The organism is Pseudomonas sp. AIG (assembly GCF_977020205.1).
This window is the reverse complement of the sequence record NZ_CDROCK010000068.1, coordinates 15981-32664: the sequence shown is the minus strand read 5'-3', so window position 1 is coordinate 32664 and position 16684 is coordinate 15981. Positions and strand designations below refer to the sequence as shown.

At 59.5% G+C, this 16684-nt stretch carries 16 protein-coding genes and 1 riboswitch; of the genes, 6 read left to right on the top strand and 10 right to left on the bottom strand.

Annotated features, from left to right (window positions below; translation table 11 throughout):
• On the bottom strand, window positions 1-1246 hold a 1246-nt coding region (locus ACWR1S_RS27995), incomplete at its 3' end, for an adenosylhomocysteinase (RefSeq protein ID WP_454565767.1).
• Window positions 1247-1269: 23 nt separating this feature from the next.
• A riboswitch (S-adenosyl-L-homocysteine riboswitch) is annotated at window positions 1270-1368 on the bottom strand.
• Window positions 1369-1566: 198 nt separating this feature from the next.
• On the opposite strand from ACWR1S_RS27995, the gene ACWR1S_RS27990 reads away from it, so the two are divergent.
• A complete protein-coding gene (locus ACWR1S_RS27990) occupies window positions 1567-1974 on the top strand; it encodes an acyl-CoA thioesterase (RefSeq protein ID WP_016984776.1) in 408 nt (135 codons plus the stop codon).
• A gap of 172 nt (window positions 1975-2146) precedes the next feature.
• On the top strand, window positions 2147-3043 hold the full coding sequence (locus ACWR1S_RS27985) for a formate/nitrite transporter family protein (RefSeq protein ID WP_454565766.1): 897 nt from the start codon (window positions 2147-2149) through the stop codon (window positions 3041-3043).
• A 2-nt stretch (window positions 3044-3045) separates the two neighbouring features.
• Here the strand turns inward: ACWR1S_RS27985 and ACWR1S_RS27980 are convergent, their stop codons facing one another.
• Window positions 3046-4335: a cation:dicarboxylate symporter family transporter gene (locus tag ACWR1S_RS27980; protein WP_454565765.1), complete on the bottom strand. Its 1290-nt coding sequence runs from the start codon at window positions 4333-4335 to the stop codon at window positions 3046-3048.
• A 40-nt stretch (window positions 4336-4375) separates the two neighbouring features.
• Window positions 4376-4789: a VOC family protein gene (locus ACWR1S_RS27975; protein ID WP_454565764.1), complete on the bottom strand. Its 414-nt coding sequence runs from the start codon at window positions 4787-4789 to the stop codon at window positions 4376-4378.
• Window positions 4790-4880: 91 nt separating this feature from the next.
• Here ACWR1S_RS27975 and ACWR1S_RS27970 point away from each other — a divergent pair, with 91 nt between their 5' ends.
• The gene (locus ACWR1S_RS27970) at window positions 4881-5744 is read left to right on the top strand and encodes a LysR family transcriptional regulator (protein ID WP_454565763.1); all 864 of its coding nucleotides are present in this window, start codon (window positions 4881-4883) and stop codon (window positions 5742-5744) included.
• Between the two features lie 30 nt (window positions 5745-5774).
• Here the strand turns inward: ACWR1S_RS27970 and ACWR1S_RS27965 are convergent, their stop codons facing one another.
• Together ACWR1S_RS27965 and ACWR1S_RS27960 are read right to left on the bottom strand one after the other, a co-directional pair.
• Window positions 5775-7037, bottom strand: coding sequence for a cation:proton antiporter (locus ACWR1S_RS27965; protein WP_454565762.1), 1263 nt, complete (start codon window positions 7035-7037; stop codon window positions 5775-5777).
• A 289-nt stretch (window positions 7038-7326) separates the two neighbouring features.
• Window positions 7327-8496, bottom strand: a complete 1170-nt coding sequence (locus ACWR1S_RS27960; protein ID WP_454565761.1) for an MFS transporter — start codon at window positions 8494-8496, stop codon at window positions 7327-7329.
• A gap of 301 nt (window positions 8497-8797) precedes the next feature.
• Between ACWR1S_RS27960 and ACWR1S_RS27955 the strand changes: the two genes are divergently transcribed.
• Both ACWR1S_RS27955 and ACWR1S_RS27950 read left to right on the top strand, forming a co-directional pair.
• Window positions 8798-9631 carry an EamA family transporter gene (locus ACWR1S_RS27955; protein ID WP_454565760.1) on the top strand — a complete coding sequence of 278 codons (834 nt, stop codon included), beginning with the start codon at window positions 8798-8800 and terminating at the stop codon, window positions 9629-9631.
• 39 nt (window positions 9632-9670) lie between these two features.
• On the top strand, window positions 9671-10054 hold the full coding sequence (locus tag ACWR1S_RS27950; RefSeq protein ID WP_454565759.1) for an MAPEG family protein: 384 nt from the start codon (window positions 9671-9673) through the stop codon (window positions 10052-10054).
• 120 nt (window positions 10055-10174) lie between these two features.
• Here ACWR1S_RS27950 and mltA read toward each other — a convergent pair whose 3' ends face one another.
• Window positions 10175-11353, bottom strand: a complete 1179-nt coding sequence (mltA, locus tag ACWR1S_RS27945; RefSeq protein WP_454565758.1) for a murein transglycosylase A — start codon at window positions 11351-11353, stop codon at window positions 10175-10177.
• A 128-nt stretch (window positions 11354-11481) separates the two neighbouring features.
• Between mltA and ACWR1S_RS27940 the strand changes: the two genes are divergently transcribed.
• Window positions 11482-11931: a c-type cytochrome gene (locus tag ACWR1S_RS27940; protein ID WP_093429862.1), complete on the top strand. Its 450-nt coding sequence runs from the start codon at window positions 11482-11484 to the stop codon at window positions 11929-11931.
• Window positions 11932-12009: 78 nt separating this feature from the next.
• On the opposite strand, the gene ACWR1S_RS27935 is transcribed toward ACWR1S_RS27940, so the two are convergent.
• The 4 genes from ACWR1S_RS27935 to ACWR1S_RS27920 all read right to left on the bottom strand — a co-directional run bounded on the left by ACWR1S_RS27935 (window position 12010) and on the right by ACWR1S_RS27920 (window position 16630).
• Window positions 12010-12405 carry a DUF1090 domain-containing protein gene (locus ACWR1S_RS27935; RefSeq protein WP_454565768.1) on the bottom strand — a complete coding sequence of 132 codons (396 nt, stop codon included), beginning with the start codon at window positions 12403-12405 and terminating at the stop codon, window positions 12010-12012.
• A gap of 97 nt (window positions 12406-12502) precedes the next feature.
• A complete protein-coding gene (gene ligB, locus ACWR1S_RS27930) occupies window positions 12503-14179 on the bottom strand; it encodes an NAD-dependent DNA ligase LigB (RefSeq protein WP_454565757.1) in 1677 nt (558 codons plus the stop codon).
• 246 nt (window positions 14180-14425) lie between these two features.
• Window positions 14426-15616: a methionine adenosyltransferase gene (gene metK, locus ACWR1S_RS27925; RefSeq protein WP_454565756.1), complete on the bottom strand. Its 1191-nt coding sequence runs from the start codon at window positions 15614-15616 to the stop codon at window positions 14426-14428.
• A gap of 18 nt (window positions 15617-15634) precedes the next feature.
• Window positions 15635-16630: an ArsR/SmtB family transcription factor gene (locus tag ACWR1S_RS27920; RefSeq protein WP_454565755.1), complete on the bottom strand. Its 996-nt coding sequence runs from the start codon at window positions 16628-16630 to the stop codon at window positions 15635-15637.
• Window positions 16631-16684: the final 54 nt, after the last annotated feature.

Here is a 16684-nt window from a genome sequence, read left to right as displayed (position 1 = left end):
CGGCTTTCTGGGCTGGCGACAGGTCGGCGTACTTCTGGTCGAACAGGAAAATCTGCGCCAGCACCTGGTTGGCGAACGAACCGTCCATGATGCGGCTTGGGTGGCCAGTGGCGTTGCCCAGGTTAACCAGACGGCCTTCGGCCAGCAGGATCAGGTAGTCGTCGTTCTGCGCGTCGAAGGCGCCCGGGCCGGTACGGTGGATCTTGTGTACCTGTGGCTTCACTTCTTCCCATGCCCAGTTCTTGCGCATGAAAGCGGTGTCGATTTCGTTGTCGAAGTGACCGATGTTGCAGACCACGGCGCGCTTCTTCAGGGCTTTGAGCATGTTCGCGTCGCAAACATTGACGTTACCGGTGGTGGTCACGATCAGGTCGATCTTGCCCAGCAGTGCTTTGTCGATGCTGCCTTCGGAACCGTCGTTGATACCGTCGATGAACGGCGACACCAGTTCGAAACCATCCATGCACGCTTGCATGGCACAGATCGGGTCAACTTCGGACACTTTAACGATCATGCCTTCCTGACGCAGGGACTGAGCGGAGCCCTTGCCCACGTCACCGTAACCGATGACCAGCGCTTGCTTGCCGGACAGCAGGTGGTCGGTGCCGCGCTTGATCGCATCGTTCAGGCTGTGACGGCAGCCGTATTTGTTGTCGTTCTTGGACTTGGTCACCGAGTCGTTGACGTTGATGGCCGGGATTTTCAGCTCGCCCTTGGCCAGCATGTCCAGCAGACGGTGTACACCGGTGGTGGTTTCTTCGGTCACGCCGTGAACGCGATCCAGTACTTGTGGGTACTTGTCGTGCAGCAGCTGGGTCAGGTCGCCGCCGTCGTCGAGGATCATGTTGGCGTCCCATGGCTGGCCATCTTTCAGGATGGTTTGTTCCAGGCACCACTCGTACTCTTCTTCAGTTTCGCCTTTCCAGGCGAAAACCGGGATGCCGGCAGCAGCGATAGCGGCAGCAGCCTGATCCTGAGTGGAGAAAATGTTGCACGACGACCAGCGTACTTCGGCACCCAGGGCAACCAGGGTTTCGATCAGCACGGCAGTCTGAATGGTCATGTGGATGCAGCCGAGAATCTTGGCGCCTTTCAACGGCTGTTCGCCGGAGTACTTGCGACGCAGACCCATCAGAGCCGGCATTTCCGATTCGGCGATGATGGTTTCGCGACGGCCCCAGGCAGCCAGGGACATGTCGGCAACTTTGTAATCGTTAAAATCTGCAGGCGTGATAACAGCGCTCATGAAGAGCCTCCATTCGTAATGTATGCGAATGGGCGCCGTTGTGCGTTTAGTGTCTGGCTTGAGCCAGTCAACGCCCCATCCGAGCCTGACAGGTTGAACCTGCTGCAGCGCCCCTCGGACAGGTGGCGGGAAAACGGTAGCAAGTGAACGTTACCGTTTTGAAACGGGGGCGATTATAGCCGTCTAGACTGATCTTCCAAAGGGTTTCTGTCGGCCAGATGAAGATCGTTAATGACGACCATAGTCGAAGCCGCATGGAGCCTGACCGCTCAGTCTGCCAAGATACCGTCCATCGTTCGGCAAGACACTCAGGAGTGAAGATGAATTTCCACACCCGCAAATGGGTAAAACCCGAAGACCTCAACCCCAACGGCACCCTGTTCGGCGGCAGTCTGCTGCGCTGGATCGACGAGGAAGCGGCGATTTACGCCATCGTGCAGCTGGGCAATCAGCGCGTGGTGACCAAGTACATTTCCGAAATCAACTTTGTCAGCGCCTCGCGCCAGGGCGACATCATCGAACTGGGCATCACCGCCACCGAGTTCGGCCGCACCTCGATCACCCTGACCTGCGAAGTGCGCAACAAAATCACCCGCAAGAGCATTCTGACCGTTGAGAAGATGGTTTTCGTGAACCTCGGTGAAGACGGTTTGCCGGCGCCGCACGGCCGCACCGAGATCAAGTACGTCAAAGACCAGTTTCAGGAAGATGAGTTAGTCACCAAATAACATCGGCGGTGCTTTCTGCGCGAGCAAGCTCGCTCCCACAAGGATCACGCTGTACCTGTGGGAGCGAGCTTGCTCGCGAAAGCGGTTGTTCAGTCAGCGAAGAATCATCTGGCCACTGAACAGTCGTGAGCCGCGGGAGTCGTAGCTTAAAGCCCCCCACGGTTCCCACGCCATGACCACCCCCACCGACGGCAAAACCCCCGACCTCTCGGCCAAAGAGCAACACGAAGTCGAGAAAAGCCAGCCGCCCCGCGCGGCCGTCCTGCATGAAATCATCCGCTCTCAAGGCGATCAGGAACTGGAGCGCAGCATCGCCGCACTCTGGTGGTCGGCATTGGCGGCAGGGCTGACCATGGGGCTGTCGCTGATGGGCATGGGCCTGCTCAATTCGCGCCTGCCCGACGGTGACGAATTCAAAGTGATCGCCAGTTTCGGTTACTGCGCCGGTTTCCTCGCGGTGATCCTCGCCCGTCAGCAACTGTTCACCGAAAACACCCTGACCGCCGTGCTGCCGGTCATGACCAAACCGACGATGCGTAATTTCGGCCGGCTGATCCGCCTGTGGACGGTGGTGCTGGTCGGCAACCTGTGCGGCACGATTCTGGTCGCGTACGTGATGCTTGAACTGCCGATCTTCGACACCAAGACTGACCATGCCTTCCTCGAAATCGGTCGCAAGGTCATGGAAAACCACGCCAGTCAGATGTTCGCCAAAGGCATCGTCTCGGGCTGGATGATCGCCACCATGGTCTGGATGATCCCGTCCATGGAGAGCGCGAAGATGTGGATCATCATCCTCATCACCTACCTGATGGCGCTCGGTGACTTCACCCACATCGTGGTGGGGTCGGCGGAGGTGTCGTATCTGGTGTTTGCCGGCGAGTTGCCGTGGAGTGATTTCTGGATGGTCTTCGCCGGGCCGACGCTGGCGGGCAACATCATTGGTGGCAGCTTTATCTTTGCGCTGATCAGCCATGCGCAGATTCGCAGCGAGAGCGGGGCGCCAAAGACGGATAAACCCGACTCTGGCGAATCCCGCGAGGATGATTCAGACGGCAAGCGCCAATAGCCTCAAGCCTTGAATGGCGGACTGGTCGGTTCTGCGGTCGGCTCGCTTTCAGGCGCCTTGAGCTGACCTTCCCAACGTGCAATGACCAGCGGCGCCAGCGCGTTGCCCAACACGTTCAGCGCAGTGACCGGCATGTCCATCAACCGGTAAACGCCAGCGATGATCGCCACGCCTTCCACGGGCAATCCGGCGGCGGTCAGCGTTGCCGTCAGAATGATGAACATGAAGCCCGGCACGCCCGCCGCGCCTTTGGATGTCAGCACCATGATCAGCACCAGCATCGCCTGATCTGCCAGACCCAGATCAATGCCATAAGCCTGAGCGATGAACAACGTGCCCAGCCCTGCAAACAGTGATGCGCCGTCCAGGTTGAAGGAGTAACCCAATGGAATGACCATGCTGGTGATCGGACGCGGTGCCCCGTAGCGTTCCATTTTTTCGATCAACTGCGGCATCACCGTGGCCGAAGCAGCGCTGCTGTAAGCCAGCAGCAATTCACTGCGTATTTCGCGGATAAGGTGGAAAAAACGGATCCCGGCGATTCGTGCTACCAACCCCAGCACGCAGAATGCGAACAGCAGCACGGCTACGTAAGTGATGCCGATCAGTTTGGCCAGCGGCAGCAAGGCACTCAAACCGAAGCTGGCCACGGTCACACCGATCAGGCCGAAGATGCCGATCGGCGAATAGTGCATGACCAGATGCGTGACCTTGAACATGGTGTCGGAAACCGCCTGCATCACCGCGATCAGCGGCGCCTTCTGTTGCTCGGGCAGCATCGACAAGGCGCAGCCGAACAGGATGGCAAAGAACAACACCGACAGCAGTTTGCCCTGCGACATGGCCAATACGATGTTGTCCGGGACGATGTTGACCAAGGTTCGACCCAGGTTTTGCGTTTCACCCGTAGCGGCCAGGCCGGTGACCGGTGCTTGCAAGGTGCTGCTGAAATCCGCGCCAGCGCCGGGTTGGAATACGTTGCCGATGATCAGCCCGAAGACGATGGCGATGCTGGTGATCGTAAAAAAGTACACCAGCGTTTTTATCCCGACCCGTCCCAAGGCCTTGGTATTGCCCGCGCCGGCAATGCCAACGACCATGCAGGCAAAGACCAGCGGTACGACGATCATTTTCATCAACCTGATGAACAGGTCGCCCGCCGGTTGCAGCAGGTTGTCGATGAACCAGGTCTTGTGTTCGGGAAACTGGTTGAGAAGGATGCCGACGATGATTCCGGCGGCGAGCCCGATCATGATGCGGGTGACCAGGCTGGTGGGTGTTTTTGTGCTCATGCTGTGCCCCTTTTTTCTTGTGGTTGTTGGGGGGTAGGAATCAATGTGCGAACAGGCCGTTGAAGTCCTTGAAGCCTTTCACTTCGATCGGATTGCCGCTGGGGTCGAGGAAGAACATCGTGCGTTGCTCACCGGGTTCGCCAGCAAAGCGGATCACGGGGGGGATCTCGAAAACGGTGCCAAGACGTGTCAGGCGCGCGGCCAATGCCAGCCACTCTTCCAGTGGCAGCACCACGCCGAGGTGTGGCATCAACACCTTGTGCTCACCGACCTGTCCGGTGCGGGTGGTGGCGAAAGGTTTGCCCAAATGCAGTGAAAGCTGATTGCCGAAAAAATCGAAATCGATCCAGGTCTCGGTGCTGCGGCCTTCGGTGCAGCCCAACACATCTCGATAAAAAATCCGCGCCTGTTGCAGATCACAAACGTGGTATGCAGCGTGAAAGGGTCTGTTCATGGGATATCCCTGAGTGAAGGAGCGTTCAGGGTAAACAGCCCGCGCGGCGTGGCAAAACGGCTTCGCCTTGTTCTGAGCGAAAGGAAAACTTATGGATGTACGGTTTTTGAAAAGCCTGGTTGCCGTGGTTGAAACCGGCTCGATTGCGGCGGCTGCGCGGCGGGAAAATCGCACAGCGGCGGCCATCAGCCAGCGTGTCCAGTCCCTCGAGCGCACGCTGGGCTGCACATTGTTACTGCGCACCGCTCATGCGACCCGGCCCTCGGATCAGTGCCTGCTGATGTTGCCGAAGATCAGGGCGATCATCGAACAGGCGCAGGCCTTGCAGGACGACTTGCACCTCGACGGGTTGGTCGGTGAAGTGAAGATCGGCGCAATCTCCACAGCGTTGACCGGGGTCCTGCCCGCGTTGATCGAGCGGCTGGCGATTTCCGCGCCGGATCTGAAATTGAAGATCACGCCCGGTGACTCGCGAAGCCTTTATGAAAAAGTGCTCAACGCCGAACTGGACGCGGCGATTCTGGTCAGGCCGCCGTTTCAACCGCCGAAGGCATTGGCGCTGGCGGTGCTCAAGGTCGAGCCGCTGATTCTGGTTGCGCCGGCCGCGCGCGCCGGGCAGTCGCTGGAAGGACTGCTGTGTGCAGGCCCATTCATACGTTACGACGCACGCTCATGGGGCGGGCAGATCGCTCAGCGATACCTCGACGAACAGGCGATCGAGCCGAATGTGCTGTGTGAGCTGGATGCGCTGGAAACCATCGTCATGCTCGTCACTCAGGGGATGGGGGTGTCACTGGTACCGCAATGGGCCGGGATGGTGCTGGATGGCATGTATGTCTTGCCGGTGGAGGAGGGGCAGCGTTATTCGCGGGAACTGGTGGTGATGCACGGCTCGACGCCGCACCGCCCGTTGGCGATGCGACATCTGCTCGAATTACTCTGTGGCCCGCCGTGAAGGTCTTCTCGACGGCGCCGCAGGGATGCGTCAGTGGGCTGGTTCAGTCACGGTACTTGGTTCGTTGCGAGTCGCGTGCTTGACCAGTTTGCCGATGGTCAGACCCTGCAGCAGGATCGACGACAGCACCACGATGTAAGTGATGCTCAGCAACAGATCGCGTTCCGGGCCCGGCGGCAGGGCCAGCGCCAGTGCCACCGAGACACCGCCGCGCAAACCGCCCCAGGTCAAGATCCGGATGGTGCCGGCGGGCACTGTTCGCCAGCGGCGCAGCAGCAGAATCGCCGGGGCCACAGTGAGCAGGCGCGAGAGCAGAATGGCCACCGCCAACACACTCGCTGCCGCCACGTGCAGCCAGTTGAACGGCAGCAGCAACAGCTCCATGCCGATCAGCGCGAACAGCAGTGCGTTCAGCATGTCATCGAGCAACTCCCAAAAGCCGTCGAGATAGCGGCGGGTCATGTCGTTCATCGCCAGATTGCGCCCGAGGTTGCCGATGATCAGACCGGCCACCACCATCGCGATCGGCGCGGAAACGTGAATCTCCGTGGCCATCGCCGACCCGCCGATGACCAGCGCCAGGGTCAGCATCACAGTGATCTGATGCTGCTCGACGCTCTTGATCATTCGATAGACCAGATAACCGATCAGCCCGCCAAACAACACACCACCAATCGCTTCGTGAACGAACAGCATCGCGGTGGCGCTGACGGTCGGGGTTTCGCCGAGTTGCGCGATACCCAGCAGTACGGTGAACACCACTACGGCAGTGCCGTCGTTGAACAGCGACTCACCGACAATGGTGGTCTTCAACGGCTTCGACGCATTGGCGGTACGCAGCACGCCGAGCACCGCGATCGGGTCGGTTGGCGAAATCAGCGCGCCGAACAGCAGGCAATACAAGAAGCTCACGTGCCAGCCGAACAGGGCAAAAATGTAATAGGCGAGGCTGCCGATCACCGCAGTGGCAATCAACACGCCGAAGGTCGCCAGCAGGCCGATGGGCCAGCGGTAGCTGCGCAGATCATTCAGGTTGACGTGCAAGGCGCCGGCGAACAGCAGGAACGACAGCATCCAGTTCATCAGCAGATCGCCAAAGTCGATCTGGCCGATCAGTTGCTGCACGCGTTCTTCGAGACCAGGGTAGCCGAGCACGCTCAGGCCTTGCAGGATCAGCGAGAACAACAGCGCGGTAACCATCACGCCGATGGTCGGCGGCAGGCCGATAAAGCGGAAGTTGACGAAGGTCAGGAGGGTGGTGAGGCAGATAAAAGCGGCGACAAGTTCAAGCATCCGGGGTCCTTTGGATGAGGGGTGAAAGATAGCGCACCGAATCTTTGGTGCAGGGATTGGATGGGCTGAGTCAGGATCGGGACACAGTTGATGGTGTGATGAGATCAAGAGCCCCCTCACCCCAGCCCTCTCCCTTAGGGAGAGGGGGAAAGGGAGCAGATCTTCAAGTCTTTCAGGGCCTGAGTTCGGCTCGAAATTTCAGGTCGATGTAACTCGAATATTCAACACGGTCAGTCCCCTCTCCCTCTGGGAGAGGGCTAGGGTGAGGGCTCTTGCAGGCTAAACCCGATCAGCCGGACACATTGACCGCAGCCGCGCCGCGACGTTGCAGATAGATGAAAAACAGCGCTGTCAGCACCGTCAATACACCGACCAGCGCACCGGTCCATGGCAAGTCCGCCAGATCCGCGCCACTGGCCACCACCAGCCCGCCGATCCACGCCCCCGCCGCATTACCGAGGTTGAAAGCACTCTGATTCAAGGTCGAGCCCAGGTTCGGCGCTTCATGCGCCTGATCGATGATCAGCAATTGCAGAATCGGGCACAGTGCAAAAGCAAAAATCCCCCACAGCACCAGGGTGATCGCCGCCGGCCCCACCGAGCGACTGGTCTGGCTGAACGCCGCCAGAATCACCACCACGGCCAAGGCCACACCGACCAGCGACGGCAACAAACGGCTATCGGCCAGACGTCCGCCGAGCATGCTGCCGCCGGTCAAACCGACGCCGAACAACAGCAGCATCACCGTCACACCGTGTGGGCTGACACCGGTGATGTCCTGCAGGATCGGCGCGATATAGGTGAACACGCTGAACAGGCTGGTCGACGCCAGGACACTCATGCCCAGCGCCAGCAACACGTTGACCTTGCCCAGTACCTTGAATTCGCTGGCGAGGTTGGCCTTGTCCATCGGGATGTGTTTTGGCAGCCACAACCATTGAGCGAGAGCCGCAATCACGCCGATCACCGACACCGCCCAGAACGTTGAACGCCAACCGGCGTATTGCCCGAGCGCCGTGCCCAGCGGCACGCCGAGGACGTTGGCCAAGGTCAGGCCGGTGAACATCATCGCAATCGCCTGGGCGCGTTTGTTCGGCGCCACTAGCCCGGCGGCGACCACCGAACCGATGCCGAAAAACGCGCCATGGCACAGTGCGGTGACCACGCGCGCGGCCATCAGCGTTGCGTAGTTGGGGGCGAGGGCGCAAAGAATGTTGCCGAGAATGAACATCAGCGTCATGCCCAGCAGTGTCGCTTTACGCGGCATGTTCGCGGTGCCGATCGCCAGGATCGGTGCGCCGAACACCACGCCTAGGGCATAGCCGGTTATCAACAGACCGGCATGAGGAATGCTCACGGCAAGGTCGCGAGCAACGTCGGGCAACAAACCCATGATGACGAATTCGGTGGTGCCGATGCCGAACGCGGCAACAGCGAGGGCAAGCAAGGCGAGTGGCATGCGCAAGGTCTCTGTCGGTAGTCTTGACGCTGTGATCAGGCATACGCAGGCCGACGACCGCTCTCGAAGGAGGGCGGTGCAGGCAGGAATTATTGGTTTTTTTCTGTGCGCAACTGAGTGCGGCGTGGTCGCTTGCAGTATAAACAGCTGCTGACACATCGCGAATCAATAATCTGACTATTCGACGATTCACTGTAGGAGCTGCCGCAGGCTGCGATCTTTTGATCTTGCTGTTAAAAATCAAAAGATCGCAGCCTGCGGCAGCTCCTACATGGGGACTCATAAAAATAAGGGGTAAGACGTGCTGGCGACGGGGTTGGTATTGATGGCGGCGCTGTTGCATGCGACGTGGAATACGTTAATCAAGTTCAGCGCCGAGCGGCTGCTGGTGGTGGCGTGCATGGACACCGTGGCACTGCTGGTCGTCGCCATCGCGCTGCCATTCGTGAACTTGCCGCCCATGGACATCTGGCCATGGATTCTGGCGTCGGCCGCATTTGAGCTGCTGTATCGCTACCTGCTGATTCAGGCGTATCGGGTCGGTGATCTGGGCCTGGTTTATCCACTGATGCGCGGTTTGTCGCCGCTGGTAGTGCTGGCGCTGACGCTGATTTTCGCCGGTGAAATGCTCACCACGCAGCAGATTTTCGGCATCATGCTGATTCCGTTTGGCATGGCTTGCCTGCTCTGGCAGGGCGGTGGTGGCAAGCATCTACCCTGGTCGATGCTGCCGGTGGTGGCGCTGATCGGCTTATGCATCGGCTGCTACACCTACATCGATGGCCAGGCGTTGCGGCGCTGGTCGCATCCGCTCGATTACCTGGTCTGGGTCACGCTACTCAGCGCCTGGCCGTTTCCACTGCTGGCGTGGGTCGCCAAGCGTCCGGCGTTCATGTTGTTCTGGCGTGAGCAATGGAAGCTGGGGTTGGCGGTGGGCTTCTGCGTACTGGCCAGCTACGCTCTGGTGCTGTGGGCGATGCAGTTGGGCTCGATTGCCGAGGCGGCGGCATTGCGTGAGATCAGCGTGATTCTGGTGGTGCTGTTCGGCATGCGCTACTTGAAAGAACCTTTTGGCCGTCCACGGCTCTTAGCCTGTGGGCTGGTGCTGATCGGCATGCTGGTGATGAAGTTCTGACCGCTCGCGAATTCTATAACTCGAAAATAGGACGGCGTTATGACGGTGGCTCTGTGGTGTGTGTTGATCGCAATTTTTCTGCCGTATCTCTGCACGGGTGTGGCCAAGGCCGTGGGCGGCTACCGGCTGAGTGACAACCACGATCCGCGCGACTTTCTCGAAAGCCTCAACGGTCTGGCCCGACGGGCGCATGCGGCGCAATTGAACAGCTTTGAAGTGACACCGGCATTTGCCGCAGCGGTGCTCGTTGCACATCTGGTGGGAACGGCGCAGTTGGTGACGGTGAATGTGCTGGCGGTGATGTTTATCACCAGTCGCCTGCTGTACATCATTTGCTACCTGGCGGATTGGGCGATCCTGCGCTCGCTGGTTTGGTTTGTCGGGATGGGGTTGATTGCTTCGTTCTTCTTTGTGTCTGTTTGATTATCGGTGTTGCTGATGGCCTCATCGCGAGCAGGCTCACTCCCACATGGATATGCATTCCAACTGTGGGAGCGAGCCTGCTCGCGAAAGCCATTGTTCAGACGACAAAGATCCTAAGGGTTACTTCTTCACTGTATCAGCCACCTGCGGCACTTGCGGCAGCGCTGCACCTTTAGGCCAAAGCATCCAGATCTGCCCCTGCTGCTTCATGTCCCCGGCCAGTTGCCCGGCCGCATCACCGGTGCCCCAGAACAGATCCGCGCGAACTTCGCCGGCAATCGCGCCGCCGGTATCCTGCGCCGCCACCGGGCGCACCAGTGCAGTGCCATCCGGACGCGTGGTCGACAGCCACAACAGACTGCCCAGCGGAATCACCTTGCGATCCACCGCCGCGCTGTACCCGGCAGTCAACGGTACGTTCAGCGAACCGCGCGGGCCTTCGTTACTGTCGGGATTGCGGGTGAAGAACACATAGCTCGGGTTGCTGCCCAGCAGTTCCGGGATGCGCGACGGATTGGCCTTGGCCCAATTGCTGATCGCGTTCATGGTCACGTCTTCTTTCTTCAATTCACCTTGCTCGACCAGCCAGCGACCGATCGGTCGGTACGGATGGCCGTTTTGATCGGCGTAGGCAATGCGCAGCTGTTTGCCGTCCTCGGTCTGAATGCGCCCGGAACCCTGGATCTGCAGGAATTGCAGGTTCATCGGGTCGGTCAGATAAGCCACCACAGGCGCTTTCACACCTTTGGCTTCGATGGTCGCGGCATCGTCGTAGGGTTTGAGTACCCGGCCCTCAAGGCGACCGCGCAGGCGCTTGCCTTTGAGTTCAGGATAAATACTGTCCAGCGAGACGATGATCATGTCTTCCGGTACGCCATACACCGGCACATTGGCCGCGTCGGTGGGTGTCAGGCTGCCGGGGTAGACCGGTTCGTAGTAGCCGGTGATCAAACCGTTGGGGTTGTCGTTTTCAGCGCGCAGGCCATAGACATCGAGATTCTGTTTGAGGAATGCACGAATCTCTGCGGCGCTCTGCGGCACATTGGCCGCCGCTGCGCAGGTAGCGCCCCAGGCCGCATCAGCCTTGAGTCGGGTGCAGGCGCTGCGCCACGAACCGAAACCAGCGACCAGATCACTGTCGGAGACTGCCGGCAGTGCTTCCCAGGTGGCGCTGGAGTAAGTGGCCAATGCGTGGGTTTTTGGCTTGGCGGTGTCACCACCGGTGCAGCCGGCGAGAATCGCCAACAGTGGCAGGGTGGTGATCAACGGGTGATGCCAGGCCTTGAGGCGGCTGTTCATGGAGTGATTCCTGTGTCGGTTGCCCGCGTGCTCCATGCGCTCGAACAACCCGTATTTTTAATAGGGCTATTGGTGTTTGGCGGTGACGCGAGGATACTGGCCGCCGAATTCCGTGACCTGAAGCCACCATGACTCTTAAAAGCATTTCTGTTGTATTGCTGGCCTGTCTGACCTTGTCCGCCTGTGGCGGTGTCGATCCGAATTCTCCGCTGGGCCAGCGCAAGGCGATCTTCAAACAGATGCTCAAGACCGGCGAAGACCTGGGCGGCATGTTGCGTGGACGCATTCCGTTCGACGGGCCGAAGTTCGCTGAAGGCGCGGTGAAACTCGATGCGTTGTCCCATGAACCGTGGAAGCATTTTCCGCAGGTGCGTGAAGAAGATCACACCAGCGCCAAGGACGATGTCTGGAAGCAGCAGGCCCGTTTTCAGGAAATGGCCCGCAACCTTGAAGCGGCCACCGGTGAATTGGTGATTGCCAGTCAGGTTCAGCCGTACAAGGCCAGCAATCTCGGGCCGGCGGTGCAGAAAGTTGAAGATGCCTGCAGTGCTTGCCATAAACAGTTTCGCGATCATTGATAGTTAAAAGATCGCAGCCTGCAGTAGCTCCTGCATTGATCAGGGTAGGGGCTGCAGCAGGCTGCGATCTTTTGATTTTTACTTATCGATCTCGTCCAGCGCGTCTTGCAGTTCTTTGCGCGACTCAGCCAGCTTGTCTTTGCGCTTGTTGATCTTCTCCGGATCGCCTTTTTTCATGGCTTTGTCGAGATCAGCCTGACGCTTGCTCACTTCGTGCTTGGCTTCGAGCACTTTGTTCTCGCGTTCTTTCTTCAGGCCCGCGTCGGTGCAGTTTTTTGTCACTTCATCCAGAGCCGTTTGCAGGCCGGCCTGCTGATCGGCATTGCCGCGCGTTTTGGCCTGTTCGATCTGGTTCATGATGCCCTGCTTTTTCGCAGCGCAACCGGTCAGGCCCGGGGCGTCTTCGTCGGCCATGACGGGCGCGGCCATCATGCCGCAGAGGGTGAGCATGGCGAGCGGTGCAAGAAATTTCATAAAAGCTCCATGTGCAAAGGCAATCGGGTCGGTCAGGCACTGCGCTGTTGGAGCGCTTGGGCTACCGATGGGTTCCCGGCGCGCCGGGATTGCGTAGTCAGAAACCGTCGATTCCGGCGGCATGTAAGGTTTCGCTCAAGGCCAGTACCTGCGGGTCGCGAAAGAATGCGCTCAATTGCGCTGCGCGTCCCGGGCCGATACCGGTTTCTGCCTGCCATTGTTCGGTGTTGCGTTGTGCCAGCGCCTGCCAGGAATCAGTGAGTGTTGCCTGACCCGTTGGCGGCAAGCCCAAGGCTTTGAGCCACTTGGCGAAGGGCCGTTGGCGGGCGCTGTGAAAGCTGTTCATCAGGCGTTCGCTGCTGCGCTCGCCGAAGCCGGCAATGTTAGCAAGCTCTGGCGCGTCGAGGGTCAACCAATCCAGCAGGTTGTTCACACGGCGTGTTTCGAGAAGTTTCTCCCAGGTGCCGCGACCGACATGTTGCATCGCCAGGCCGTTTTTGCCACTGAGCCAGGTCAGGCGTGCGAGAAACTGGCTTTCGCAGCCGGGCGAGGGTTGCCAGCAACTCAATGCGTGGAAGTCGTCGGCGTTGGGGATGTTGAGGTCTGTGCGTTCGGCGGCGCGCAGCACCACGCTGTCGAGCCGTGGAATGGTCAGGCCGGCGAGGCTGATTGCCACTTGGTCGCCGGGACGGATATCCAGGTCTTGCCAGCGTTTGAAGGAGCTGGCGCTGACCCGTTTGATTTCCCGGTCATCGAGCATGACGGGTTTGAGCTCGAGTACTGGCGTGATACGCCCGGTGCGCCCGATCTTGAAGTTGACCTTGCGCACTTCGGCCAGCGCTTGAGCAAAAGGATACTTCCACGCAACTGCCCAATACGGAGCGCGAGCCTGCCAGCGCTCGGCGGGTGGTCGTTGGCTCTGGCGCAGTACCACGCCGTCAGTGGCAAAGGGCAGGGGTGAGCGATACCAGTGATCGCGCCATTTCTGTGCGGCAGTAACGTCGGCGACAGGATGACTGTACGGTTCAATCGTGGCGAAACCCAGCGTCGCCAACGTGGCGACTCGCTCGGGCAATTGCGCTGGGCCTTGTGGCCAGTCCCAGACGAACAGTCCGATACCGGCGGCTTGCTCGGCATCCAGGGTTTTGCGTCCCATCAGTCCCGCGACGGTGGAGCGAGCGTTAACGCTGCCGGATCGAGCTTGCACGTGCTCGTTCAAGCGCCAATAGAGTTCGCCCTGCACCAGCATATCCAGCGGTTGTGTCAGGCGTTGAGGAATGGCGCCGATCTTCTGCGCTGATGGCGTCCAGTCTTGCCCACGAACCCCGTCACCGCGACTGATGACCTGTTGCAAAACGCCGGCGCGATAAATCAGCGTCACTGCAACGCCGTCCACTTTGGGTTGTATCCAGACATCCTGGCGATCGCGTAGCCACGTTTCCACGGCCTCGGTTTTATGCAGTTTATCCAGGCCGGTATGGGCGATGGGGTGCGCGTTTGAGCCTGAAACTGTGCGCAAAGGATCGGGTGGCGAGGGCACTTTGAAACACGCTCGCCACTCGTTCAGTTGCGCAAGGGATTGGTCGTAGAGTTCATCGGCAATCAGTGAGCGGCCTTCGCGGTGGTAGGCGTCGTCCCATTGGTCTATCTGTTTTTGCAGGGCGGTGATTTCGTTTTGCGCGGTGGGGACAGGCCAGTCAGGGCAAGCGGCGTAAGCGATCAGGTGGGTGAAGCTCAGCAGAAGAATTGAAAAAAGGCGCAGCGTGGCAAGCATGTTGAGCGTCCTTGCTCAGGGGAATGCTTGAAGATTAGTCAGGATTCAGAGCAGCAACGGGTGGGTGTTTTGCATCGTGTTTCAGTTATGAAGATCAAAAGATCGCAGCCTTCGGCAGCTCCTACAGGAGGCGAGCGTTTCACTTGTAGGAGCTGCCGAAGGCTGCGATCTTTTGATCTTTTCGAGGCATGAAAAAGCCCCGCAGGGCGTGAGCCGTGCGGGGCTTTTTGTGCAGCCGGGAAGTTCTTACAGACCCGCAGCGGAACGCAGGGCGTCGGCGCGGTCGGTTTTTTCCCAGGTGAACGTGGTGAAGGTGTCTTCGCCAACGGTCTTGGTCTCTGGCGTGCGACCGAAGTGGCCGTAGGCTGCAGTTTCCTGGTACATCGGGTGCAGCAGATCGAGCATGGTGGTGATCGCGTATGGACGCAGGTCGAACACGTCACGTACCAGTTTGACGATCTTGTCATCGCTGATCTTGCCGGTGCCGAAGGTGTTCAGCGAGATCGAAGTTGGCTGAGCCACGCCGATCGCATAGGAAACCTGAATCTCGCAACGCTCGGCCAGGCCGGCAGCGACGATGTTCTTGGCAACGTAACGGCCAGCGTAGGCAGCCGAACGGTCAACCTTCGATGGGTCTTTACCGGAGAACGCGCCGCCGCCGTGACGGGCCATGCCGCCGTAGCTGTCGACGATGATCTTGCGACCGGTCAGACCGCAGTCACCTACCGGGCCACCAATGATGAACTGGCCGGTCGGGTTGATGTGGAACTGGGTGTCTTTGCTCAGCAGTTCGGCAGGCAGCACGTGCTTGACGATCAGCTCCATCACGCCTTCGCGCAGGTCTTTGTACGACACTTCAGGGTTGTGCTGGGTCGACAGAACCACGGCGTCGATACCGACAACCTTGCCGCCTTCGTAACGGCAAGTCACTTGCGACTTGGCGTCCGGACGCAGCCAAGGCAGCAGGCCCGATTTACGGGCTTCGGCCTGGCGCTGTACCAACTGGTGCGAGAAGGTGATCGGGGCTGGCATCAAAACGTCGGTTTCGTTGCTGGCGTAGCCGAACATCAGGCCCTGGTCGCCGGCGCCCTGATCTTCAGGCTTGGCACGGTCAACACCCTGGTTGATGTCCGGGGATTGCTTGCCGATGATGTTCATCACGCCACAGGTCGCGCCGTCGAAGCCGACGTCGGAGCTGTTATAGCCGATGTCGAGAATCACGTTACGCACGATCTCTTCCAGATCGACCCAGGCGCTGGTGGTGACTTCACCGGCAACGATAGCCACGCCAGTCTTGACCAGAGTTTCCACGGCAACGCGTGCGTGTTTGTCCTGGGTAATGATGGCGTCCAGCACCGCATCGGAAATCTGGTCGGCGATTTTGTCCGGATGCCCTTCGGACACGGACTCGGAGGTGAAGAGGGAGTATTCGCTCATCTCGATGTTTTCCTGAATTTACCGATGGTGAGTGTCGCCAGTCGGTCGCTGAAAATGGCGGACCTGGATCTGGAAACCATTACGTAAGCCCACATAGAGGCTTTCCCCGGGAACGAGTCCCGCAGCGGTGGCCCAACGGGCCAAATCGTCCTGTTCAAACCCCAACCACAGATCACCGCAGGCCTCCCTGGCCCAACTCTGGTTGTGGCTACATAACTCTGTCACGAGCAGACTACCGCCCGGTTGCAGCAGGCCGGCCATGTGCTTGAGCGCATCGGCCGGCGCGGCGAAATGGTGCAACACCATGTTCAACACCACGCAATCGGCCTGAAGGCTGGTGCCATTCAATGCATCGGCCAATTGCAGGCTGACGTTAGCCAGCTGTTCACGTTCGCAAACCTGACGCGCCAGTTCGAGCATCGCCGGGCTGTTGTCCAGCGCGGTGACGCTGCCGAAGCGACGCGCCAGTTCCGGCAGAAATGCACCATCGCCGGGGCCGACTTCAATGGCCGTGGCAGCATCATCGAAGTTCAGTTTGTCGAGCAGGGCCAGCACGCTGTCACGGTACTGCGGCAGGCCTGCGATCAAGTCTTGCTGAGCACGGAATTTCTCCGCCACCCGGGCGAAAAAGTCCTGACTGGCGGCGGCACGTTGGCCGTGAACCTGCTCGATGCGCGCTTGCACGTCGTCAGGCAGATCCAGATTGTCGACTTCTTCTAACAATGCCGCGTGCAGTTTGCCGCCGAGCAGTTCGGTGTGGGGCAGGGCGCGGCGATAGAAAATCGCGTTGCCTTCGCGGCGGGTCGCCACCAGGTCGGCTTGTGCCAGTACCTTGAGGTGATGACTCATGCCCGACTGACCCATGCCAAAAATTTGCGCCAGCTCCAATACACCAAATGAATCGTTGGCCAGCGCGCGCAAGACATTCAGCCGCAACGGATCGCCGCCGGCCTTGCACAGGGCCGCCAGCTCGTCGCAATCGTCATGGCGAATGGAAGGCACGCGTAAATTCATAGGGCCGCAGTCTAGAGACGGGGGGAATTCATCGCAAGGGCAATATCAAAAAGT

What these genes read in the sequence shown, in the direction of transcription:
- ACWR1S_RS27990 (WP_016984776.1), top strand. Translation starts at nt 1,567, where the DNA reads ATGAATTTCCACACCCGCAAATGGGTAAAACCCGAAGACCTCAACCCC.
- ACWR1S_RS27985 (WP_454565766.1), top strand. Translation starts at nt 2,147, where the DNA reads ATGACCACCCCCACCGACGGCAAAACCCCCGACCTCTCGGCCAAAGAG.
- ACWR1S_RS27980 (WP_454565765.1), bottom strand. Translation starts at nt 4,335, where the DNA reads ATGAGCACAAAAACACCCACCAGCCTGGTCACCCGCATCATGATCGGG.
- ACWR1S_RS27975 (WP_454565764.1), bottom strand. Translation starts at nt 4,789, where the DNA reads ATGAACAGACCCTTTCACGCTGCATACCACGTTTGTGATCTGCAACAG.
- ACWR1S_RS27970 (WP_454565763.1), top strand. Translation starts at nt 4,881, where the DNA reads ATGGATGTACGGTTTTTGAAAAGCCTGGTTGCCGTGGTTGAAACCGGC.
- ACWR1S_RS27965 (WP_454565762.1), bottom strand. Translation starts at nt 7,037, where the DNA reads ATGCTTGAACTTGTCGCCGCTTTTATCTGCCTCACCACCCTCCTGACC.
- ACWR1S_RS27960 (WP_454565761.1), bottom strand. Translation starts at nt 8,496, where the DNA reads ATGCCACTCGCCTTGCTTGCCCTCGCTGTTGCCGCGTTCGGCATCGGC.
- ACWR1S_RS27950 (WP_454565759.1), top strand. Translation starts at nt 9,671, where the DNA reads ATGACGGTGGCTCTGTGGTGTGTGTTGATCGCAATTTTTCTGCCGTAT.
- mltA (WP_454565758.1), bottom strand. Translation starts at nt 11,353, where the DNA reads ATGAACAGCCGCCTCAAGGCCTGGCATCACCCGTTGATCACCACCCTG.
- ACWR1S_RS27940 (WP_093429862.1), top strand. Translation starts at nt 11,482, where the DNA reads ATGACTCTTAAAAGCATTTCTGTTGTATTGCTGGCCTGTCTGACCTTG.
- ACWR1S_RS27935 (WP_454565768.1), bottom strand. Translation starts at nt 12,405, where the DNA reads ATGAAATTTCTTGCACCGCTCGCCATGCTCACCCTCTGCGGCATGATG.
- ligB (WP_454565757.1), bottom strand. Translation starts at nt 14,179, where the DNA reads ATGCTTGCCACGCTGCGCCTTTTTTCAATTCTTCTGCTGAGCTTCACC.
- metK (WP_454565756.1), bottom strand. Translation starts at nt 15,616, where the DNA reads ATGAGCGAATACTCCCTCTTCACCTCCGAGTCCGTGTCCGAAGGGCAT.
- ACWR1S_RS27920 (WP_454565755.1), bottom strand. Translation starts at nt 16,630, where the DNA reads ATGAATTTACGCGTGCCTTCCATTCGCCATGACGATTGCGACGAGCTG.